Origin of the sequence: Spirosoma liriopis (genome assembly GCF_023196085.1) — a bacterium.
GTDB classification, from domain to species: domain Bacteria; phylum Bacteroidota; class Bacteroidia; order Cytophagales; family Spirosomataceae; genus Spirosoma; species Spirosoma oryzicola.
Genome location: NZ_JALPRF010000001.1, coordinates 665,461 through 688,073 on the forward strand (window position 1 = coordinate 665,461; position 22,613 = coordinate 688,073).

The following is a 22,613-nucleotide window of genomic DNA, read 5'->3' on the forward strand; positions in this document are numbered from 1 at the left end:
GTTTAACATAGAATAAAAAAGCCCCAGCCTAAAAAAGCCGGGGCGTACGAAATGCTACTGATGGGCAGCGCAGGAACTGGAATATGAAATGGCATCAGTTGTTCAGCGCAGCAACTGGATTAATTGCCGAGCAAAATTTTATTTGTCACTTCCTGATCGATGGTGATATAGCCTGGATAGTTGACGGCCTTGTTGCCAAGCGCCAGCGTAGGCTTGATCTTGATCGTTAGTTTCGATGGCTGCGTACCCGACGAACCCGACAAGTTTTGAACGAGTTGCGTAAAAGCGTCGCGGGTTTTCGCATCGGTCAGCAGTTGATAGGCATTAGCATTCAGCCGCACAGGAATGCGCGTACGGCCACCACCGGGTTGAACTTCGATCCGTTGATTCAGAAAACCGTTGAACAGTTCCTGCCCGGCCAAGATTACCTTGTACTCCAATTGGTTGATTCCAGCCAGCTTATTCGTTGGGTTCGTAATATCAAGGTTGATCCGGGCATCGAGGGGCACATTTCGCGTCAGCAACCCAGCCGCCAGCCGAGGAAAGCGGGCCGGATTGAGGTCTTCGAGTTTCCGGAACTCGCGAATATCGGTACCAGCCAGAAATACGCTGTCAGCCGAAGCAATGGTGTATCGGCAATCGCCCAAGGCTTTTGCCTGTGAAAGTTGCTGGTTAACAGAACACCGGCTAAGCAAAAGCGGCAGCACAGCCAGCAAGACAATAATCCCTTTTTTCATGGTTGTTCGTTAAATCTTTTACACGTAACATTCGACAATGCGAAAAGGATTTGGTTTAACTCCGTTTCACAAACACGAGCTGCGTCCGGTCAGCTTTGGCTATTTTCTTGCGAAAATCGACCCACTCGGCATAAGCTGGCGCGGGAAAACGTCCCCGATGCATTGTGATTCGTCGGATATAAACAACCCGCTCGCCATCCATAACCAACTTCGCTTGGTAAGTCCCGAATTTTGACTCAATGGTCAATGGCTCGATCTGGTATTCGGGCTTATATCCTCTGGGTAACTGGTAGGTGATGGTATCGCTATCATCGAAATCATAAGCTGGCCCTAATTCGACGGGGGTCTGGCGTGGCTGCGTTAACGGCGTAGCAGGAGAAAGCGCCGACATTAGGTTGAGGGGCAGAAACAAGCGTGTTCCACTAGCGTTTGCCCATCGGCGGATCGACAATCCTAACCGTTCAGTAACCGAGGGAATGGCACCCGTTTGTTTCCGGAATGAAAACGAGTCAAGTTCAAAAGCAGGAATAGCAATGCGTTTGAGCAGCCAGCTACGCTGATCTTCGGGGTTTAGACTATGGATGGCATTTACGTGATCATCCTGCTGAAAACCCGTGTAACACGTCACCAAATCGACGCTTGCGTCCCCCTCCTCGTTGACCGTGACCGTCGCGCGTCGTTGCTGGCAATTGTCCATTGCTCGATACATTGGCGTTTTGACCAACCGACTCCCCTCCGGCAGAACGAGTAACACATGACGATTGCCCGTAAAATCACCGACGTAGCCAGCCGGATCGTGGGAGCTGGTACATTCCAGAAAAAGGGTATCCTTCTCGTTCGGCACGCACAAGATAACGTGATTAAACTGAAAGCTGGGGAAGTTTGCTTGGAGGTCCGGCTCTTTGTCGCCAGCCCTTGCCAGAGCCGGATAAGCGGTTACGCCCGCGGCTTTTAACAGAGCCTGGGCATAGTTGGTCAGAGCTTTGCAATCGCCGTATTTACCAACAGCGACTTTCTCCGCTTCAATGGTTTGCCAGCCTCCTATTCCCAACTGAATGCTAACGTAACGCGTTTGCTCCTGTAAAAACTGATACACCTTTCGCACCTTACCGGCTGTAGTGGTTTCAGTTTTCGTCAGGTCTATTACGCGCTGCCGCAGGTCGTCAGGAATGCGATCACGGCCTTGGTTAAGGTTGTAGTAAAACCGTCCTAAATCGCTCCAGCTCGTAATCGTTCCTTTGTACGACTGCACCTCAAAATCAGTGGGTGCTGTGTAGACAATGGGTAGTTGCTCCCTGGCCGGAGGAGACAACGGCTCCAGTTCCACCGCCGGCGAGTTGGTTAACGTCCAGACGTACGCTTTACCACCATTGATCAACGACTCCTCTTTCCTCGGCGCAGCAATGTTCATTTCTTTGTACCGTAGTGCAAGTCCAGCCGGCATATTGACCGTAAAGGAGGCTTGTTCAACCGATACGTATTCATCATCCTGCGGCATCCAGGTTGGACAAAACATCAGGTTTCGCTCAAGCGTCTCAACAACAAATTCAACCGTGTATGGGTAAGCAGGCTGCTTGGGAAACGAAGCCGATTTAACCCGGTTATCGTCGAAGAGATTATAATCGGTGTATGTGCTGTAATCATTAATATCTGGTTTTTTCAGCTTTTTGATCAGCTTGCCGGTTGCATCGTACAAAGCGCCTTCCAGATTGACCACTTTCGACAATTTATCGTAGCCCACCACCATTCTGGAATGGCCGTCGCCTTGTTCGTCCAGCACCGTTACGACACTACGAATCCGCTGGGTAGCTTCTCCCGCCGATTCAACCGAAAAGACGGTTTCGTGCCGACGAATTACCGCGTGTGCATTCTCCTTAAGCGCAGGTGGCAAGGTGCTTGCCTGGTATTCAGACTGCCCCGCAGCCATCCGACTCATGACCAGAATAAGCAAAAGAGTTTTTTTCATGACAGATCAGCGCGTCTCCGCTACGGTTGCACGTTTCAACACCACCTGCTCTGCCTGTTTCGCTACTACCTGACTGAACAGTTCGCGTAAAGCCCCGTACTCCTCAGCATAGTACAGGGGTCGGCGTAATACAAAGCGGCTGGTAACCAAAAGCTGGTTTTCGGCATTGACCGAAATATGATATAGAAAGCGGCCCCCGTCGCCCGGTAATGACATAGAAACTGGTTTAGGCATTTCTTCCACCCGGAATCCTTTCGGCAGTGTATAGGTAGCCGTAAAATTCTCTTCTATCGGTACACCAAAATCAACGGGATAAAGCCGCTCCGTTTCTTTGAACGGATTGATTCTGTGCGCTTCGGTCAGCATGGGGTAGAAATACAAATGATCGCCCGCCCGAGAACAGGCTTCGGGTATGCTTATCGTGTAGTCCGTCGTGAAGGCTCCCGAACTGGAAACCCCATCCGGAAGCGTAGCCTGCTCAATTTGCCAGGCTGGTCGTTGCTTTTGAATCGTCTCGAGAAATTTCTTTTTCCCTTCTACCGCAAACTCCCTGCGTGCGTTCCAGGCGCTATAGCCACCATGAGAATGAATGAACTTACCACTTATTCCCCCATCGTCATTAAGGGTAAACGTACCGGTGTACACTTCAACATCCCGTTCCAGAGGCAGTAATGATACAAAACGCGGCTTTGTCGGATGAACAAGTCGGCCTGTTCCATTCAGACAGCGAACCGGTAACATTCCGAGCGTTACGTAAGGATCGGTGGCATCCAGCAGCATATCTTTCCCGCCAACCGATACCTGAGCAACAACGTAGTTAAACTTTTTTATCAAAGCGTAGGCTTCGTTGATGCGCCCGTGCGAACGAGTACTGAGAACAACCGGATTGGCATCAATGTCCATTTCCCGCAGCAGCGCGATCAACAGTAAGTTGATATCGGCGGCATTTCCTTTTTTGTTGTCGATTATTTTCTTTGTCGACTCCGTCGACCATAACGAAGCTTCGTCGTTCCATTTGATGTTCTGGCGAATAAACTCATACGCTGACTTTATCCGGGATAAGGTATCGGCCTGCTGACTGAGTAACGCTTTAGCCGTTTCGCGCATAGAACCGGTACGCTTGATCTTACCGCCAAAATCGGCGTCATTAAGTAACGTTCTGTCAAAAGCATCCCAGCCGACCGAAAAATCTTTCCGGCGTATGCCCGTCACGTCAGGCAGTTGATAACTAGCCAGCTCAAATTCGATCTTGGCCATGTAGTCATCTTCCGTCGTCATGTAAGCCTCTTCCCGAAAAGCGGGAACATCTTTCATCGCAAACCGGTACACAGAAGTCTGTACATCATCTTGACCTGGCAAAAGGTGAGTCTTACCCTTTGTCTGCTCGTTGACGATCATTTTTAAATAACCGCTCAGCAGCATTTTGTAATAAAAGTAATCCGGAATAGTAATGCGGTATTCGCTCCACTTAACGGGTACGTCTTGCTGGAACCGCCACGTACGGGGGTTGTAGCCTACGCTGAATGGTGTGCGGACGGTGTAGCGGTAATCAATGATCGATCCTTCATGAACATTGGGCAAGGTATACTTCTCAATCATCAATTGATCCGACGCTTTTTCGGTGAAATGACCAGCCTTGGTCAGCCGATCAGTGGATACGTTGCCGTTCACAAGATTGTAGGTATACCCCTCAAAGTCTGAAACCGACTCATGCTGACCTAAATGACCGATCCGAACGGGCAGTTGAATTGTAGCCCGGTCATACGCAGCTTTCTTACGAATGTGGATTCTGACGTGATACTGACTCACGAGCCATAAATCATTGTCGTTTCGGTCAAAGGTCACCTCGCCGTAATCATAAAGAATGACAGCCGAAGCTGTAGAATCGGCGGTGCTGCTGGTAAACTGATCAGGATAGATTACGCCGAATTTTACAACGGGTCCTGCCGGTTGTGCTTTTTGCGCTACGGAGGCAGTTAGGCATAGTGTACAAAATACGGCCAGTAGACACAGCCGATGCCTAAACGAGAAAGAAAACATATACAGTGTGATAGATGTACTTAAAAAAGGCAGAAATATATCGGTTTTTTTCGAGTTATATCAACAATTGGCCCAGTTGCAGCCTTTCTCAGCCGGATAGAGATGGTTACGCTTTATTCTCCCGATTCATCGACTATTTGTTCTATATTTGCCCAGAACGCACCTTTTTGTTTGATGAACAAGCTGTCCGCCGACGACCTGATTTATGGGTACATCCACGGTATTTTCCCGATGGCCGACGCTGACGGTACGCTGTATTGGTACGCTCCCGACCCACGCGCCATCATTCCGATTGACACCTACAAGCCCGCCCGTTCCTTACGACCCGTCATAAACCAAAACCAGTTCGAGATCCGAATAAACACTGATTTTGAACAGGTTATGCGCTATTGTTCATTACCTCGTTCGGAATCAGACAGCACCTGGATTTCAGAAGAAATTATTGGGGCTTATACGGATCTGCACCGGATGGGCCTGGCTCACAGCGTGGAAACGTATATTGAAAACCGTTTAGTGGGTGGCTTATATGGGGTGTCGTTGGGGGCTGCATTTTTTGGTGAATCCATGTTTCACCTGGTTAGTAATGCCTCGAAGGTGGCGTTTCACTACCTAATCCTAACCCTGCGCCAACAAAAGTTTCAACTCCTTGACACACAGTTCATTAACGACAATGTTCGCCGGTACGGTGCCATCGAGATTCCTAAACCGGATTACATGAAGCTGCTTAAATCCGCGCTACGCAAGAAAGCCCGTTTCAACGAACCGGCGCTGGAACATCTGTTTAAAAACCACGCGGGTGATTCAATAACGGAGTAGTTTTCCCGCTGACATCAGGTAGCAATTACTATTTTTGTGCCCCTCTATCCCGTAAAATTAGCGCGGATAAGCGGGGCTTTACATGTCAAAACCTGTTCTTGTACTCAAATTTGGGACGGCATCCATCACCAAGCCAACTGGCGAACCCAACGAGCCAGTTATGGTGGACATTGCTCGGCAAGTCGCAAGGCTACATCCGCACTATAAACTAGTTCTTGTTTCGTCCGGTGCCGTTGGAGCGGGCAAGGCGCTAATCCACGATTACCGGGGGGAGATCAGCCAACGAAAAGCGGCTGCGGCTGTCGGCAATTTGCTGTTGCTCAATCAGTACTCGCGCTTTTTCTCGATCTATGGGGTGTCCATAGCCCAGAGCCTCTGCGAACGCCACCATTTTGCCAACCGCGACCAGTTCTTACAGCTCAAGCAAACCTACGAGGAACTGTGGGCCAACGATATCATTCCGATTGCCAATGAAAACGACGTTGTAAGCAACCGCGAACTTAAATTTTCGGATAACGACGAACTGGCTACCCTGATTGCCGTGGGTTTCGGAGCCGAAGCGCTGATGCTTTGCACGTCGGTCGGTGGGTTGCTTGATACCAATGGACAAATCATCCGGCAAGTCACGGCCTTCGACGAACGAATTTTTGGCGTCGTCAGAACCGATAAATCCTCGCTCGGGCTGGGTGGTATGGCCTCAAAACTCACATTTGCTAAACTGGCAACCCGTATGGGTATTCGCGTGGTCATTTTCGGCCTTAACGAACCGGATAGCTTAGCCAAGGCTTTAGAGGGTGATGTAGGAACCGAATTTATCCCACAACCGACTACGCTTTCGGCGAGAAACCGATGGCTCGGCAGCGGTAGCTTGGCAGTCGGGCAAATCCGAATCGACACAGGTGCCGTGCGTGCACTTCAACAGCGCCGTAGCCTACTAGCCGTAGGCGTCCGGGAAGTAGTAGGCGAATTTGCAACCGGTGAAATGGTTGAAATTGTCGATGAGCAAAAGACAACCGTTGCAGTAGCACGGGCGCGAATTTCGTCCACGGTATTGCTCCAACAGCTTAATCAACAAAATGTTGAGGTAGCAAATGCCAATGATATTGTACTTTTGTAACCGTTGCTTTCTCCAATTCGTTTGGGCGGGAAGCGCAATCACCCGTTAGCTTACTAGTCGGACAAGACTATCCGGCCTATTTCTATGACACCGATTACTCCACTCCTTCAGGACGCGCAACAGGCCGCTGCGGCTGTTCGCCGGCTTAGTTCGACCCAGAAAACCGAGTTGCTCACCCGACTTGCCGATGTATTAGCCGCTCACGTGAGCGAAATTATGGCGGAAAACAAGCAGGACCTTGATCGGATGCCGGAATCGGACCCGAAATATGACCGGCTAAAACTTACCGAAGCACGTATTGCGGACCTTTCCAAAAGCTTACGGACAGTGGCCGAACTTCCCGACCCAACGGGAGAAGTTATTTTTGAACGGACGATTGAACAGGGGCTGCAACTCAAAAAAATTGCGGTTCCACTAGGCGTGGTAGGCGTCATTTACGAAGCCCGTCCGAACGTAACGGTCGATGTAGCGTCGCTTTGTCTGCGGTCGGGCAATGCCTGCGTACTGAAAGGCGGGAAAGAAGCAGATTCGTCAAACCGCTATCTGGTGGGTCTGATTCAGGATGTTCTGGAAGCGTTTGGGATACCCAAAGCCGCCGTAACGCTGTTGCCTCCTGACCGGGCGGTCGTCAATGAACTGCTGACCGCCACGCGCTATGTGGACATTATCATTCCGCGTGGTTCGGAATCGCTTATTCAGTTTGTTCGTAAAAACTCGCTGGTTCCTACCATAGAAACGGGTGCAGGAGTCTGCCACGCGTACGTGGACCAAACAGCGGATCTCGACAAGGCAACAGCTATTGTTGTCAATGCACGAGTTTCACGGCCATCGGTTTGTAACTCGCTCGATTGTGTACTCGTCGACAACGCCGTTGCGGAGAAATTCCTGCCCATGCTGACAGAAGATTTCAGAAAGTGGAACGTCGAGGTGTTCGCCGACGAAACAGCCTATCCTATTTTTGAAAAAGCAGGCTACGAAAAGCTCCAGCATGCCCGCCCGGACGATTTCGGTCGTGAATTTCTGGATTACAAATGCGCAGTAAAAGTCGTGGCGGGCCTGGACGAAGCGTTGTCGCACATTCAAACCTATTCATCCCGGCACTCGGAAGCCATTCTATCGCAAGACCAGACGGCTATTGATCGCTTTTTGTCGGAAGTTGATGCCGCTGCCGTTTATGCCAACGCATCGACCCGTTTTACCGATGGTGGCGTGTTTGGACTAGGTGCCGAAATCGGTATCTCGACCCAAAAACTTCACGCTCGTGGCCCGTTTGCGCTTGAGAAATTGGTAACCGAAAAATGGGTCGTCGTAGGCGACGGGCAGGTACGCTGGTAGTGAATACTCTTATTCCCAACAAAAAAGAGCTTACGTGTCATAAGCTCTTTTTTGTTGAAACCATTTATAGTATTCTATTCTTGAGAGTGCGTTTGTCTGCTGGTCATTGTTTTTGTAAGGCGCTCGTCCAACGTTCAAATACCTGTTTATACTGGGTATGGCTATCAGCGTCGGGCTTAAACGTCTGCCCAAACTGCACGTCATCGGCTATTTTTTCCAGCGGTGCATTCAAATCAGAAATAAGGAGAACGGCTCCCATGGCGCTGCTTTCATTGCTGTCGTTGAGCCGGACGGGAACGCCAAATATATCGGCCATCATCTGTACCCAAAACGTTGACTGAGCGAAACCACCGTTTGCGTAAATTTCTCGGGTTGGGCCAGCCTGTTCGGCTAATAATTGCTCAATACTCAACAAATTGAACATGACTCCCTCCAGGGCTGCGCGAATAAAATGCGCTCGCGTGTGTCGGTAATCGACGTTCAGATAAGCTCCACGCGCAGACGCATCCCAGATAGGCGCCCGTTCACCGTGCAGATACGGCAAAAAAAGCAAATCGTCAGAACCCGCCGGGACCGTTTCGGCTTCCGCCAAAACCGTTTCCGTTTCCTGCTGCATCAACTTCTCCGACAACCATTGTAATACGTTAGCCCCGTTGTTGCTCGGTCCCCCCACCACATAGTAAGGCGTCCCATTCCGCTGATCGAGGTAGTAGCAGAACAGTCGTCCGTGCGGATCGCGCTGGGGTTTGTTGACCGTTTGCCGAACGGCTCCGCTCGTGCCAATCGTGATCGTTGTGATTCCCGGCTCAATACAGCCAGCCCCCAGATTTGCTAGACACCCGTCCGACGCTCCCGGATATAAGCGAACCCCCTTCGGTAAAGCAGTTTTTGCAACGCCCGGCTGGTCAGGATCATACACTACCGAAAACGTGGTGGCTTGTGGCTCCGAAAGCTGTTCAGGACGAATCCCCGCAAAGTCGAGAGCCGGTTGATACCAGGTTCGCTTTTCTTCGTCAAACAGGCCCGTAGCTGTAGCAATCGAGTAGTCGATATCATAGCGAGCCGTCAGTTTCCACCAGACATACTCTTTGAGCGAGATGAATTTGGCAGCCTGTTTCAGCAAAGCTGGTTGATTTTTCCGGAACCACGCCAACTTACAGAGCGGAATCATCGGGTGAATCGGCGTACCGGTATGGGCGTAGATATCGTCGCCCAGCGCAGCCTGAGTTGTATGAAGCTCATCGGCCTGTGGTTCCGCCCGATTGTCGGACCAGAGCAGTGCATTCGTCAGCGGTTTGCCATCGGCATCGACAGCCAGCAAACTATGCATACCAGCACTAAAGCTAACCCCATCAATATGGATCTGTTTTCGTTTAGCACCGATCACGACTTCGCTCAATCCCTGCCGAATAGCCTGCCACACCGCTTCAGGGTCCTGTTCGGCGTAGCCCGGTTGAGATGACAGTGTCGCCAGCGGCAACGACGTATGCGCAATGATATTCCAGTCGTGGGTATTTACAGCGAGGATTTTGACGTTGGTGGTACCGAGATCCACGCCGAGCAGACAATTCATAGAGTAACAGACGTTGTACGAAACGCCAAAGCAACGCATTTTTCCGATTCGTCGCTACCCTAATCGAAAAAACGCTACGCTACGTTTATCCGTCGCCGTGCGCTTTTTGTAAGATGGCGAGGCTAGGGGATCAACTCGCGCTCCAATAAATTCTGGATGACGTACGCCTGCGTTCCGTAGAATTTGGCCATTTCGCCAAGTTTGGACAATTCAATGGAGAGGTTATCGCGGTAGTTCGGCAGACAGTACTTATCAATGGCCTGTTCGATGGGACGCGTGATTGATTTTTCGGCTTTAGCCAGTACGCCGTTTACAATGATCAGTTCCGGGTTAAACAAATGAACCGTGGTTGATAAGGCTTTTCCTAAAGCACTGCCCACATCGTTCAGCAGGTCAATAGAAAAAGCGTCTCCGGCATTTGCTTTGGCGATGATGCTTTCAATGTCGATGTCTTCCGGATCGAGTTCGGTCAGCAGTGACACTCTTCCTTCTTCCAAACCAGCCCTGGCCCGCCGAATCAGCGATGAAGCAGACGCCAGCGTTTCCAGACAGCCGACTTTACCACAACTGCACAGTTCGCCATCCGTCTTCATCTGAATATGCCCCAGTTCACCGGCAAAACCCGCCGACCCCTGCAAAATTTCGCCGTTGGTAATAACGCCCAGGCCGATTCCCCAATCGATGTTGATCGACAAAACATGCCGTTTGTCCTGCGCCAACCCAAAACGATGCTCACCGAAAATAGTGGCTTTTGTATCATTGATGAGATAAACAGGCGCGTCGAAAATTCGTTGCAGCAACTGGTCCAGCGGCTGATCCGAACAGTTTATACTCGGATACGTATGGTTGATTGCCTCCCAGGGGTTTACCAGACCGGGTAATACGGCTCCAACGCCAATCACCTGAAGCTGCTCGGCTTTGATGCGTTGCGCGAGTTGCTCCAAGGGTTCGGCTAATATCTTCAGCAACGCAGGTGATTTGTCAAGGCGTAACGCCACATCCAGCCGGAACACGACCTGATTAGCTAGATTAAAGACCAGTAACTTTGTGTCATGAACATTGATATCGATAACAACCGTAACGTGCTGCGTAGCGTCGAGCGCAAACAGCGATGGTTTTCTGCCGTAATGTGCCGTTCCGGTTCCGATTCCCTGTACCCAATGCGTAACGCTTAACTCTTCAATCAGCGATGTAGTTGATGGAATGCTGGTGTGTAGCCGACTGGACAATTGAGCGATTGTACGCGATTCAGAACGGTATAATTCCGTGATAATCGCTCGTTTGAGCTTATTCTTTTTCGCATCTATGACGGAAAAGACAACGTTATCCTGCATGATCGATAGCGCAATTGATCATTTTAAACGATCCTTCGCTTCTGGTTTTAGTTAGGATTGAGCCAACCGTTTTTGACAACCGTTCAGATTAATTTCTTGTCCAACAGGCTTAAAAAGCAGTTCTTGAGCAGTAAAACACGACAAGATAAATTCTATACCCTTTTTTTCAGCGTTTCTCGGAAAGACAAACGGAATATTTTCTTTAAGGTTATTTTAACAAAGCTATAATTTAGATTATTCTTAAAATAATTCTACTACTATCATTCACCGGCGAATGCACCGAAATGTTACGGCAATGGCGTCATTTCGATTCGCGCCTAGTTCGTAAATTGCTGCTTTAACTAAAACTGCATGAAAAATCGAATTAGCGTCCTTCCTCTTAGTATTCTTGCTCTACTCTTCGTCAGCCACCTGCAACTCGTATTGGCTCAGTCCACCACTTCGTCAAAACCCTACGTTATCATTGGTTACATTAGTGGCAACGGCTGGACAAAGAGCCAGATCGAAGCCCAGAAACTTACCCATATCAATTACGCATTTGCGGTTCCGGCGGCCAACGGCGAACTAGCTCCGCTCAATGCCAAAGATGTAGAAAACCTCGCAGCCCTAAACACGCTGAAAGCAGATAACAAGGCGCTGAGAATCCTGATTTCAATCGGTGGCTGGGGCGGTTGTAAATACTTCTCCGATGCAGCATTGACCGACGCATCGCGCCGGAAATTTGCCAATAGCGCGGTCGATTTATTGAAGAAGCATAAACTCGATGGCGTTGACATTGACTGGGAATATCCGGCCCAGATTGGCGACAACAATATTTTCCGGCCCGAAGACAAGCAAAACTATACGCTGCTGTTCAAAGCCCTGCGTGAGCGTCTCGACCAGCAAGGCAAGCAGGACAAGCGGACAGGGACTAACCATTACCTGCTGACCACGGCCACGGGTGTAGACACGGCATTTGTTAATCATACCGAGCTAGGAAAGGCGCAGAAATACCTGGATTATGTCAATATCATGACCTACGATATTTACCACGGTAATGACAAGAAAACCGGTCACCACAGCAATCTGTACCAGTCAAAAAAAGGAAACCAGTCGCGGAATAGCTCTGCCGATGGTGTTGACGGACACATCAAAGCGGGTGTTCCAGCCAATAAAATTGTCCTGGGCATTCCGTTTTATGGTCGTGGCTGGGCCGATGTTAACCCGCAGGACAACGGTCTTTACCAGCCAGCAACGGGCAAGCACTATTTTATCAGCCACGACGAACTAGCCGATAAGTACATTGGCAAAAACGGATTTGTTCGTTACTGGGATGCTGACGCTCAGGCACCGTATCTATGGAATCCAGCGTCGCGGATGTTTATTTCTTACGCCGACGAAGAGTCGTTCAAGCATAAGATTGACTACGTTAAGTCGAAGCATCTGGCGGGCGTGATGTTCTGGGAATACATCTACGATCTTCAGCAACAGAAGCTGCTAAACAGTTTGGTTAACGGACTGGCTCAGTAGTTGAATTTGAACGAGTTCGGGCCTTGATTGATACGCCATATATTGAAGATATGGCGTATCAATCAAGGCCCGAACTCGTTTTAACTGCTTACACTACGGCACATACGTCTCCAGAACGGTCATTGAGCCGTCCGGAACAAACGTAACATTATCCACCGAAGCCGGAATAAGGGCGCATTGACCCATTTTGAGCGGAACCCGATAGCCGCCTTTGGCTTCAATCGTTAATGAGCCACTCACGCAAATAAGCACCACGAACGAATCGATGTGTGTGTAATCGTGTTCAACTTCTTCGTCAAAATTGAGCACGTTCGTCACGAAGTAATCACTAACGACTGTATTGACGCTCTCGTTTAGCTTCTGCTCGTATTGAGTCTTGTAATGATCGTAGTGGTGATAATCGATGGCGTCAACGGCCAGGTCGGTATGTAGTTCACGTTTCTGCCCCGTCGTTGCATCAACGCGGTCGAAATCATAAATCCGGTAGGTTGTGTCAGAAGTCTGCTGAATCTCAGCTAGCAAAAGTCCTTTTCCGATGTAGTGAACGCGGCCAGCTGGCAGAAAAAATACGTCGCCGGGCTTAGCGGGTTCAATGTTCAGGATATCCTGAATTGTGTTGTCGGCTACTGCTTTGACGTATTCGTCTTTCGTTACCTCCCGGTTAAAGCCCGAATTTAGCTTTGCTCCTTCGTCGGCCTGCATGATGTACCACATCTCTGTCTTGCCGAATCCACTGTGCCGCTTTTCGGCTAGTTCGTCGTTGGGGTGAACCTGAATCGACAGGTCATCATTAGCGTCGATAAACTTGATCAGCAGGGGAAACCGATTGCCATATTTCTCGTAGACATGCGCGCCAACCAGTTCGCCCTTGTATTGCTCCACCAGATCGCGGAGTGATTTACCCTGTAAGGTTCCTTCTTTTACGATGGAAACATTGCCTTCCACGTCAGATACTTCCCAGGTTTCACCGCAGTTGGGCAGGGGCGAAAAATCTTTACCCAAGACGGTTTTTATCTTCTGACCACCCCAGATTTTATCTTTAAAAATAGTTTCGAATGTAAGCGGATACAGCATAGTGAACAGTTGAAATTAACGCTACAAGATAGGCAATAAACAGAACGCTCGCATTCTAATGGGAATAAGTCGGCGTTTACAGCTACAAAAAAGTAACTGGCAACCAACCGTGTTTGTTAAGAGCGCTAGACCTGTGCTTTTTTCAGTACGCTCCCAATCAGGCTACCGGCAAAGGTCAGTCCGACCGACCCAAACAGACTAAACGTTTCGACCTCCCGATGTGTACTGGATTCGCTAGGCCCGACGATTACATAATAGCCCAGAAGAATGACGAACACTTGAAATAGAGCCAGTACCCAGCCTTTGCGAGGTTCTACAAAGCCGATGCCCACCGCCGACATAGCTGCCCATAAATAGGGCCAGTGAATGACCGTACTCTTTTTAATGATGTATAACAGAATCAGACTAATCATAAGGGTCAGTCCAGCATTTAGCGCTAGTTTTCGGTCGAAGAAGGTTGCTTTAGCCGTTGGTGTACTGGATGGCTGCGTTTGTTTTTGTTGCTCAATCTGGGCGGCTCTGGCTATATCCTGCTGAGCTTCGGCCTCTTCCCCAAGATGCCGACGAGCTAGCCCACGATATCGAAACGGTTCGGCCTGCTCACCATGCGAATGAAAAATAGCTTTGTCGAAATCCAGGAAGGCAGCTTTGTAATCCTGTTGTTCGGCGTGAATCTGACCGCTTTCGAGATGTAAGTCAGCAATGGTATCATCGTAACTTTTTCCTTGACTCAGGTCAGCCAAGGCCGCCGATGAATTACCCATAGCCCGATAGCAACGAGCCCGATACAGGTACGCGACAGCCGATCTTGGCCGGTTAACAAGGGTGCGGTTAAAATAGTCTAACGCCTGGCCAAACTGCCCACTCGTGTACAGGGCAATGCCTTCCTGTAACTGCTCGGCTTCTTTCTCGGCATTCGTTCGTTGATCAGCGTAGTAGCGGAGGTAGATAATATAACCAACAAATACCGCTGTGGCTGTTAATTCAAGCATACGTATCCAGGTCTGTTACTACCTTACCAAGATGTTCTGCCAATTGTTGGTTCCAAACCGTATTAGTTATTCACCTTTCTGCGCCAGTGCTTTGCTCCATTCTTGGCTAGGTGAATTCACTGGAAAAGGCCAGTTAGGCACAAGCTTATCAGATCTTGCACTTATTCGTTATGGTAAGGCAAAGGATACGTAGTTGTCTCCCGATTTGGTGTTGAGCTTACCACCCCCGCAGGCTATAACCACATATTGTCTGCCGTTAACGGCGTAAGTGCTGGGTGACGCATACCCCGCAGCAGGCAGTTGCACCTGCCATAACTGCTTGCCAGTCGTCCGGTCGAACGCCCGAAATTGCTCATCACGACTGGCTGCGATAAACACTAAATCGCCCGCCGTAACGAGCGGTCCACCGTAGTTATCCGTTCCGGTGATGGGGATACCTCGTTTGGTCAAAGCCGGATATTCGCCCAGCGGCACTTGCCAACGGCGTTCGCCCGTGTTCAGGTCGATGGCCGTCAGCGTTCCCCAGGGCGGTGTACTGACCGGATAGCCGTTGGCATCGTACCACCGGTTGTAGCCGGTGTGCTGGTACGGAACACCTGTTTTCTGCGTACTGCTTACCGTCGATTGCTTTACTTTATCGGTTAAGAAATCAACAATTGCTTTTCGTTCGGCGTCGGGCAATTGCGAAAAAGAAGGCATCATGGCGCGGCCTTTTAGCAAAACTTGGTTTATCAGCGCATCCGACAACCGTTTATTAACCATGATAAGCGATGGATATGAACCATCGTGATTGCCGCGTCGGTCGGTTCCGTGGCAGGCGGCACAGTGAAGACGGTATAGACTGGCACCGGTTAAGGCTACTCCCCTCGCCCGTTGTTCTCGTCTGATCAGCGATGTATAAACGGGTATTTCTTTCGCTGGAACGTACAATATCCCTTGTCGGTCCGTTGCGGCCCCACCCCACTGCGCTCCCCCGTCGGTACCCGGAAAGAAAACGGTCATCTTATCGGTAATGGGAATATAGGCCCGGCCCGTATTTGCCCGCTGAAGCACATTCACCAGCGAATCACGATTGGCGACGAACGGGTTAAAATCTTTCTCGGTAAACGATTGACGCGTGAAGTAAGGTTTGGTTGGAATTGGCTGCGTTGCACTGACCTGTTCCCCGACCACCACCTCACCAGGAACCACCTGTTCGTGAATTGGATAGAGCGGTTTTCCCGTGACCCGATCAAAAACAAACACATACCCTTGCTTGGTAATTTGCGCAACGGCATCAATACGTTTACCGTTCTGGACTATCGTCAGCAAGTTGGGGTGGGCGGGTGGGTCCCGATCCCATACGTCGTGGTGGACGAGCTGGTAATGCCAGAGTCGCTTGCCAGTGCTGGCGTCTAGGGCCAGTAAGCAATTAGCAAACAGGTTATTTCCTTTTCGATTGCCGCCGTAAAAATCGTAAGCTGCTGAACCGGTCGGTACGTACACAATGCCCCGCTGACGGTCAATAGCCATTCCAGCCCAGGCGTTGGCCCCACCAACATGCTGCCGGGCGGGTCGTGGTGACCAGGTATCGTATCCAAATTCACCACGCTGCGGAATCGTGTGGAAGGTCCAGACAAGTTGCCCTGTTCGAGCGTCGTATGCGCGAATGTCGCCTAGCAAAGCCGTTTCACTTTCGGCCACACGCACGCCAACGATAATCAGATTTTTATAGATCGTGTTGGGTGTATTGGATAGCACGTACTTATCCGCACCGGGTCGCTCCAAACCTTTTCCCAGATCGATACGCCCCTGTTTGCCAAATGTTCCTATCGGTTTACCCGTATGCGCATCCAGTGCGTAAAGCCACTTCCCGGCACCAAAGAAAATGCGTTTTTCTTTACCCTCAGTCCAGTAAGTTACACCCCGGCTTGTCGTTCCAGCATTATCATCAAGGCTTGTTTTCCAACGCTCCTGCCCGGTGGCGGCATCAAGGGCAAAGGCCTGCGTTCCCGCCGAAACACTATACAGCACACCACCAACGACAATCGGGTTGCATTGCATCTGAGTGCGATTCAACAACGTATCGGCGCCACCGGATGCATACGTCCAGGCTATGCGTAGCTGATTGACGTTCTGTGTGTTGATCTGCGAAAGCGCAGAGTAGTGGCTACGAGCGCCATCACCATTGTATTCTGCCCAATCGGTGTCCGGCACAGGTTCCAGAACAAATCGAGTCCCGGTAAGGGTGGTCGCCAATAAGGAGATACAAAACGTCGTTAGGGCAGCAATCAGCCTGGACATAGCTCGTCTTTAGGCGCATAAGCCTATTTTTCAAGAAAGAAACGAGCACGGCTCAGCCTACTCATCAAGTGGTCAGTGATAGCCTTCTTGACGGTACGACGGCTTAAAGCACCTGACTAAGCATTCGTATGTACCCATCGACGCCCTCTTCGATTTCACGGAGATAAATAAATTCGTCGGCTGAATGCGACCGGCCCGAATGTCCAGGTCCGCATTTTAGCGACGGACAGTTCAGGACCGCCTGATCCGAGGTAGTTGGAGACCCGTAGGTATACCGTCCCAGCGCGATACCGGCTTGTACAATCGGGTGATCGGCTGGAATGCTGGAAGGTTTGAGCCGGATCGAGCGCGGCTTCACTTCAGATTGAATATTATTTTGAATGGTTTGAATGACTTCTTCCAGCGTGTACTGCTCCGTTACGCGCGCATCAATCGTAAACGTGCATACATCCGGCACGACGTTATGCTGCGTTCCGGCGTTGATGATCGTCACCGACAGTTTGACGGGCCCCAGCGTTGGCGACACGTTCGGAAACTCGTAGGTTGTTAGCCAGTTAATATCGTTGATGGCTTTGTAGATTGCATTATCCCCTTCGTTGCGAGCCGCGTGTCCACTGACACCGTGCGCGATACAGTCAAGCACCAGCAGTCCTTTTTCGGCAATTGCCAGCTGCATCTCGGTCGGCTCTCCCACAATGGCAAAAGAGATTGGTGGTAATTCGGGGAGTAACAATTCCAGCCCATCGCGACCCGATATTTCTTCTTCCGCCGAAGCCGCCATCACCAGGTTATAGGCCATGTTGGGCTGATCGTAGAAGTAGGCAAACGTTGCCAGGAGCGAAACCAGACAACCGCCCGCATCGTTAGAACCGAGGCCAAACAATTTACCGTCTCGCTCTAGTGGACCGAAAGGGTCCAGGGTCCAGGATTTATTTGGTTTAACGGTATCGTGGTGAGAGTTAAGCAATATCGTTGGCTTCTGTTCGTCGAAGTGGCGGTTTTTAGCCCAGATATTGTTTTTTAGCCGCTCGAACGGTACGTGCTGTTCACGAAAGAAAGTTTCGATGAGTACAGCTGTCTGTTCTTCCTCGCGACTGAAAGATTGCGTTGCGATCAACTGTTTGAGCAACGACAAAGCCTTGACGGTGAGCGATGTTTGTTTGGAATCCTGTGCAGTAAGTTCCGACATAGAAAAAGTGTTGGCCGCTCAAAGATACGGCCAACAGGCGGTTGTTCGGCCATTCGTTTGTCAGAACTGGATGATAAGCACTAGATAGCTATGCTTTTACGCTTCGTAATACTTTACTCCCCGCTCCCTTAAAAACGCTTTGATTACATCGACATGAACACACTGCCCGACGTTCAGAAACGGATAATTGGAAACTCGACTTTTACGCCCATTGACGAGCACCTCCCGATCTTCAATGTCAAAACCGAGGTGCAGGTGACGCGTAGCCGATTGCATACCGTAAATTAGCCCGTTGGTGTCGAATAATGGACCTCCACTCTGCCCCCGTAAACCGGGCGTACTCATCTCTATCCCGGTAATATCGCCGTTTTCGCTAAGCAACCGGGTTACAATACCGTCGATGGGGAAGCGGGGTGACGTAACCCGGCCTTCGGTAGTCCATTCGATGTCGTCGAGGGCTGGATTGTAGCGAAAATTGGTAAATTCAGGAAATGGATACCCGAGCCGACACAGGCTGCGACCGGGTTTTACGCGACTTGTATCCCCCAAAAATGTAGCATACGAGCCGTACAGCAAGCGGTTATATCCTTTGAATCGGAGCAAGGCCAAATCCTGGGTTGGGTGCATGTCGATGGTGAGTTCTTTGTATTGATCGACACAGCTTATGAAACTATTACGAACCCGAATAATCGTTTCGGATTGGAGCTTAAACGTCAGTTCTAGCTGGCTAATGCGCTGTGCCGCATTTTTTTCGCGCAGCACATCCCGACGAGCGCCCTGAAAATCGCGGTAGTTGTGATAGATAGCGTCAGCCTTTGCTACGAGTTCGGCAACGTGTTTGCACGTAACGGCACAGCCTAGTTCGTTAACAAAAAATAAGGTAGCACTGCCCGGTACTATTGCGTCATGCCCATACAGCCGAACAATGGAATGAAGAGGGCGGGTAAACGAATCAATGCGCTCAATGGCGTCAACAAACATAATGAAGTCGGTAAGTCAATCAGACAGCAATATAACACGTCCCGATTGACTCACCGACTTACCTATTTTATTTCTTAACCTTGACGTTGATCTCAGCAGGCACTACAGCGCCCCGTGCATCAGCACTATCGGGTGGTGCTTGCTGTGGCGCGGTCATGCTTGAGTTTGTCGTATCGCCCTGACGCCCAAACACGGAGCTATCGCTTCCTGTCGAAGCCGCTTTTGACTCAGCGGTTGAGTCTTTTTTTTCACCTGAACAATTGGTCAGAAATACACTTGAGCTAACCAAAAGGCCGACTGCCAGCCAATTATGAAAGCGATGTGCGCGGTTGTAATTCATAGCTATTAAACGTTGAGTTTACGCTTTATAACAACCGCGCGGGCTTACCTGTTTGTAAACACCCCGAAATCAACCGCTAAATGAGCATAGAGATCCGATAAACGCGCCTATTTTGAGTCCGTTGAGTCTCGTATACCCAATGCACCGGGAGCCGTTGAATCAGCAGCCTGTCCATTGGCGTCTTCAATACTCCGCTTTGTAGCGGCTGATGTATCTTCTGCCGCATTTGATTCAACGCGTGAGGTCGAGTCAGTACTGACGCCATCTACTCCGTTTTGATTCTGACTACATTTCTGCACCAGCAGCGCAATCACCAGGGCGGCAATCGCGAACATAGCCCAGCGTAGCCAGCGAACATTCTCCCGTCGCCGGTCGCCTTCGTCGCTCTTCGGTATATTTGGGTTGATGACGGTACCGCTGAAATTATCGGTGCCTTGTACTTCAGTCGGTGGACCGCTGGGCGTTACCAGGTCGTTGAAACCAAGTAAACTTCCTGCGGCATCCAACCCACTTGGTAGCGCAGTTTTGAAGTCGGAAGCCTGCCCTTTCAACAGCGTCGTCAGACTATGCGCAGTAAGCCCATTTTCCTGTTCCTGCCGACCCAGCGTACCCATCAGGATAGAACCGGCCAATTCAAGAATTGTAAGCGCAGATTCTTTTTTTACACCACTGTATGAACTGATAAGGTCGGTAGTGCCGGTTAGTTTATCGTCAAAGATCTTATCCAGAAACGCACGGGCGGCCGACGAGGTTTCAACCGTCTCCTGATGCGAATCGGTTACCTGGGCTACCTCAAGGGGTGTGTTGCCATAATCTCCTTTATCGAGGAAACTAATCATTGAGGTTGCGCCCCCCGTCGTCTGGACACGTTGGGTTAAAGCACCTAGTAGTACGGGTAGCGAACCTGTTACGGCTTTCAGCGTACTCGCTGGTGTTTCGTTTAGTTCAGTACTAAGCTGATCGATTACGCCGGGCGTAAACTGATCTTTCAGGTAAGATAATAAGTGAATAGCCATTCGTTTTCCATTCAGTTGAGATTAGTAAAACTGGTCACTTATCCGAATGTTCGGAAAGAGATCACCAACAAAGCAAAAGGGTTGAAGACTGATGAACGTATCCGCAACTGCGCTCTACTTCACCATTCTTCAACCCCCCTGACTTATTTTTTACAGCAATGCTGTCCTACAGTGTCGGAATCCGCAACACCTGATCCGGATAAATCAGATCGGGATCTTTCAGCATTGGCTTGTTAGCCTCGAAAATGACACCAAATTTCATCGGGTCGCCATACACTTCCTTAGCGATTTTTGAGAGCGAATCACCGGATTTCACCGTATAGAACTTGCCAGCGGGTGTTTGCTCAGCAACCGTAAGTTGGTTGTCAACGGCACTCACTCCTTCTACGTTACCGACAGCCAGAGCGATTTTTTCCGAATCCTCCTGCGATTTAACAGAACCCGTGAGCGTTACTGTATCACCTTTCGTTTTAATAGTCAAGCTATTGTAAGCCAGCCCCAACTGCTTTACGTGGTCGAGCAGGGCTTGTGCCCGTACAGGTTCTACTTTTTCGGCTTGTACTGGATCAGCAGGTGCCGCTGTTTGCTCGTTGTGGAAGATTTTCTCGCCTACTCCTTTGAAAAATGATAAGAGCCCCATGCGTTTAGTATATATTTTGGTAAAACAAGTGATTAAATGGCCGTCAAATAAGCCAATAAAATTCTTTCACACAACCATCCTGTCCGGTTAATGTTTATTTCCTCTCAAGAAGCTCAATAACTTTTCCTCTATCCAAGCTGTTTAGATGCGATAAAAGCTTGCTTTTTCAACTTAAAGTCAATTATTTCCCGCTTTCTTACTACTATACTTTTTACTTACTCTATGAACCGATTAAGAGCTACTACACTAGCCTTTTTAGTGGGTACAGTATCTGCATTTGCGCAAAGTAATTTCGAGGGTGGCGTCAAAGGAGGAGCTACATTCACCCACGGCCACACAACGATTCCTTCCGTTGCCTTAACCTCTACTGTTTCGGTACCTCAGTTAGACAACCAGAGCAACGGTGTTGGAACCGGTTATTCGTTTGGCATCTGGGGGCGGCAGAATTTCAACAAATTCTACATCCAGGTTGAAGTCGATTACAACCGGTTTGTACTGAAGCAGAAAACCGACTTCACTGCATCACCTGCCGTAGCAACTTACCTTGCCAAAACGACAATTCCAGTTTCTGTTCCCGTGAACTTCGTGTCGGAATCAGTACTCGAGTCAGTGAACGTACCAATTTTATTTGGCAAAAAATGGGCTGATGGAAAAGTTCGAGCGTTTATTGGCCCTAACCTACTGTTTACTAATAAGGCACAGGTTAAACGGGCGATTACAGCAACAATAGCAGGAGCAAGCCGTTCACTGCCAGAAGCCACATCAGACTTAAAGAATCCAGATCCCAACAACCCGACGGAGAAAATTCTGGAAGTCAAATCGTTTACCTACGCGGCTGAAGTTGGTGTAGGCTATACATTCTTTAATCGTCTGGATCTTGATGCCCGCTACGCCGTTCCGGTCGGTGGCGTCTACAAGAACAAAGATATTACTGGCTATCTCGGTATCGCGACCGTGTCGCTCGGACTCCGGCTCTTTTAAATAAGCTTATTATTGCGGCAAAAGGCAGTATGTTATCACGTGATACATACTGCCTTTTGTTTTTGTATTTATCGCCCCACGGATTGCTGTGTTGTCGAGTCGGCCACGAGTACAAATGATTGACCTGCTGGTCGTAGCCGATAACGAAGCATTCTAGCGCCACCAGTCGGTTTAGCGTTCACGTCTCCGGCATTGTAAACGGGAAACTTGCGACACAGCACATCACGCTCTGTCCACAAGCTGTCGTGTCCCATGTACCCATCCAACTTTTTGAACCAGTTTTCTGGCTGAATATCCGCTTTACGCTCCGGCAGAAACTGCCAGCCATATACCCGCCCAAATGACCCGCTTCCGTCGCTTGTGCTATACAAGTATAGTTCAGGAAATCGGTTTTTGTCCAGATCTGCAACCTCAGCACCAACCACGGCCCCGTCGATATGCATCCGAAAGTTGGTGAGCAAGGCCGCACCACGATACGCTTTCACCGATACATCACGCATAGCACCGCTGTCCGTTGCCGACACCTTAAAGGTGTAAACGTTGAACCGCAGCGTTTTTTCGTACCCAGCAATAACCGGTATGGCTGTTGGCTGAGAGCTATCCCTGTTAAAGATACTATCAGGGGTTAACAGCCACAAGGCACTCAACCAAACACTGCTGATTAACAATTTCATGCGTATCTTCTAGCCG

The 22,613-nt window shown here is 49.7% G+C and carries 19 protein-coding genes; 5 read left to right on the top strand and 14 right to left on the bottom strand.

From position 1 onward, the window contains the following. Nucleotides 1–119: 119 nt before the first annotated feature. From M0L20_RS02810 to M0L20_RS02820, 3 genes are read right to left on the bottom strand one after another with little or no spacing between them, the layout of a single operon-like run. Complete coding sequence (locus M0L20_RS02810) at nucleotides 120–737, bottom strand: LEA/WHy family protein (protein WP_248475570.1); 618 nt, start codon at nucleotides 735–737, stop codon at nucleotides 120–122. Between the two features lie 55 nt (nucleotides 738–792). Next, nucleotides 793–2,703, bottom strand: a complete 1,911-nt coding sequence (locus M0L20_RS02815; protein ID WP_248475571.1) for a DUF3857 domain-containing protein — start codon at nucleotides 2,701–2,703, stop codon at nucleotides 793–795. Nucleotides 2,704–2,709: 6 nt separating this feature from the next. Then, nucleotides 2,710–4,743 (bottom strand): transglutaminase family protein, encoded by a 2,034-nt coding sequence (locus M0L20_RS02820; protein WP_248475573.1) that lies wholly within the window; start codon nucleotides 4,741–4,743, stop codon nucleotides 2,710–2,712. Nucleotides 4,744–4,917: 174 nt separating this feature from the next. Here M0L20_RS02820 and aat point away from each other — a divergent pair, with 174 nt between their 5' ends. The 3 genes from aat (at nucleotide 4,918) to M0L20_RS02835 (ending at nucleotide 8,011) form a co-directional block, all read left to right on the top strand. Next, nucleotides 4,918–5,559 carry a leucyl/phenylalanyl-tRNA--protein transferase gene (gene aat, locus M0L20_RS02825; protein ID WP_232559339.1) on the top strand — a complete coding sequence of 214 codons (642 nt, stop codon included), beginning with the start codon at nucleotides 4,918–4,920 and terminating at the stop codon, nucleotides 5,557–5,559. Nucleotides 5,560–5,641: 82 nt separating this feature from the next. Then, nucleotides 5,642–6,676, top strand: a complete 1,035-nt coding sequence (gene proB / locus M0L20_RS02830; protein WP_232559340.1) for a glutamate 5-kinase — start codon at nucleotides 5,642–5,644, stop codon at nucleotides 6,674–6,676. Between the two features lie 84 nt (nucleotides 6,677–6,760). Next, nucleotides 6,761–8,011 (top strand): glutamate-5-semialdehyde dehydrogenase, encoded by a 1,251-nt coding sequence (locus tag M0L20_RS02835; protein ID WP_248475575.1) that lies wholly within the window; start codon nucleotides 6,761–6,763, stop codon nucleotides 8,009–8,011. Nucleotides 8,012–8,114: 103 nt separating this feature from the next. Here M0L20_RS02835 and M0L20_RS02840 read toward each other — a convergent pair whose 3' ends face one another. After that, nucleotides 8,115–9,584 carry a gluconokinase gene (locus tag M0L20_RS02840; protein ID WP_248475576.1) on the bottom strand — a complete coding sequence of 490 codons (1,470 nt, stop codon included), beginning with the start codon at nucleotides 9,582–9,584 and terminating at the stop codon, nucleotides 8,115–8,117. 122 nt (nucleotides 9,585–9,706) lie between these two features. Beyond that, nucleotides 9,707–10,918, bottom strand: coding sequence for an ROK family protein (locus M0L20_RS02845; RefSeq protein ID WP_248475577.1), 1,212 nt, complete (start codon nucleotides 10,916–10,918; stop codon nucleotides 9,707–9,709). Nucleotides 10,919–11,269: 351 nt separating this feature from the next. Between M0L20_RS02845 and M0L20_RS02850 the strand changes: the two genes are divergently transcribed. Next, entirely contained in the window at nucleotides 11,270–12,427 is a 1,158-nt protein-coding gene (locus M0L20_RS02850; protein WP_248475578.1) for a glycoside hydrolase family 18 protein, read from the top strand. Between the two features lie 93 nt (nucleotides 12,428–12,520). Here M0L20_RS02850 and M0L20_RS02855 read toward each other — a convergent pair whose 3' ends face one another. The 8 genes from M0L20_RS02855 to lysM form a co-directional block, all read right to left on the bottom strand. Beyond that, complete coding sequence (locus M0L20_RS02855) at nucleotides 12,521–13,501, bottom strand: type I phosphomannose isomerase catalytic subunit (protein WP_248475581.1); 981 nt, start codon at nucleotides 13,499–13,501, stop codon at nucleotides 12,521–12,523. 125 nt (nucleotides 13,502–13,626) lie between these two features. After that, nucleotides 13,627–14,493: a tetratricopeptide repeat protein gene (locus tag M0L20_RS02860; RefSeq protein WP_248475583.1), complete on the bottom strand. Its 867-nt coding sequence runs from the start codon at nucleotides 14,491–14,493 to the stop codon at nucleotides 13,627–13,629. Between the two features lie 168 nt (nucleotides 14,494–14,661). Then, on the bottom strand, nucleotides 14,662–16,776 hold the full coding sequence (locus M0L20_RS02865) for an outer membrane protein assembly factor BamB family protein (protein ID WP_248475584.1): 2,115 nt from the start codon (nucleotides 16,774–16,776) through the stop codon (nucleotides 14,662–14,664). Nucleotides 16,777–16,879: 103 nt separating this feature from the next. After that, nucleotides 16,880–17,965 (bottom strand): M20 family metallo-hydrolase, encoded by a 1,086-nt coding sequence (locus M0L20_RS02870; protein WP_248475585.1) that lies wholly within the window; start codon nucleotides 17,963–17,965, stop codon nucleotides 16,880–16,882. Between the two features lie 96 nt (nucleotides 17,966–18,061). Then, complete coding sequence (locus M0L20_RS02875) at nucleotides 18,062–18,946, bottom strand: S1 family peptidase (protein ID WP_232559349.1); 885 nt, start codon at nucleotides 18,944–18,946, stop codon at nucleotides 18,062–18,064. Nucleotides 18,947–19,013: 67 nt separating this feature from the next. Beyond that, nucleotides 19,014–19,286 (bottom strand): hypothetical protein, encoded by a 273-nt coding sequence (locus M0L20_RS02880; RefSeq protein ID WP_248475586.1) that lies wholly within the window; start codon nucleotides 19,284–19,286, stop codon nucleotides 19,014–19,016. A gap of 107 nt (nucleotides 19,287–19,393) precedes the next feature. Beyond that, the gene (locus tag M0L20_RS02885; protein WP_232559351.1) at nucleotides 19,394–20,302 is read right to left on the bottom strand and encodes a DUF937 domain-containing protein; all 909 of its coding nucleotides are present in this window, start codon (nucleotides 20,300–20,302) and stop codon (nucleotides 19,394–19,396) included. Nucleotides 20,303–20,468: 166 nt separating this feature from the next. Beyond that, entirely contained in the window at nucleotides 20,469–20,942 is a 474-nt protein-coding gene (lysM, locus tag M0L20_RS02890; RefSeq protein WP_232559352.1) for a peptidoglycan-binding protein LysM, read from the bottom strand. Between the two features lie 222 nt (nucleotides 20,943–21,164). On the opposite strand from lysM, the gene M0L20_RS02895 reads away from it, so the two are divergent. Next, nucleotides 21,165–21,923 (top strand): outer membrane beta-barrel protein, encoded by a 759-nt coding sequence (locus M0L20_RS02895; protein ID WP_248475587.1) that lies wholly within the window; start codon nucleotides 21,165–21,167, stop codon nucleotides 21,921–21,923. 68 nt (nucleotides 21,924–21,991) lie between these two features. Here M0L20_RS02895 and M0L20_RS02900 read toward each other — a convergent pair whose 3' ends face one another. Further along, on the bottom strand, nucleotides 21,992–22,597 hold the full coding sequence (locus M0L20_RS02900) for a hypothetical protein (RefSeq protein ID WP_248475588.1): 606 nt from the start codon (nucleotides 22,595–22,597) through the stop codon (nucleotides 21,992–21,994). Between the last annotated feature and the right edge of the window lie 16 nt (nucleotides 22,598–22,613).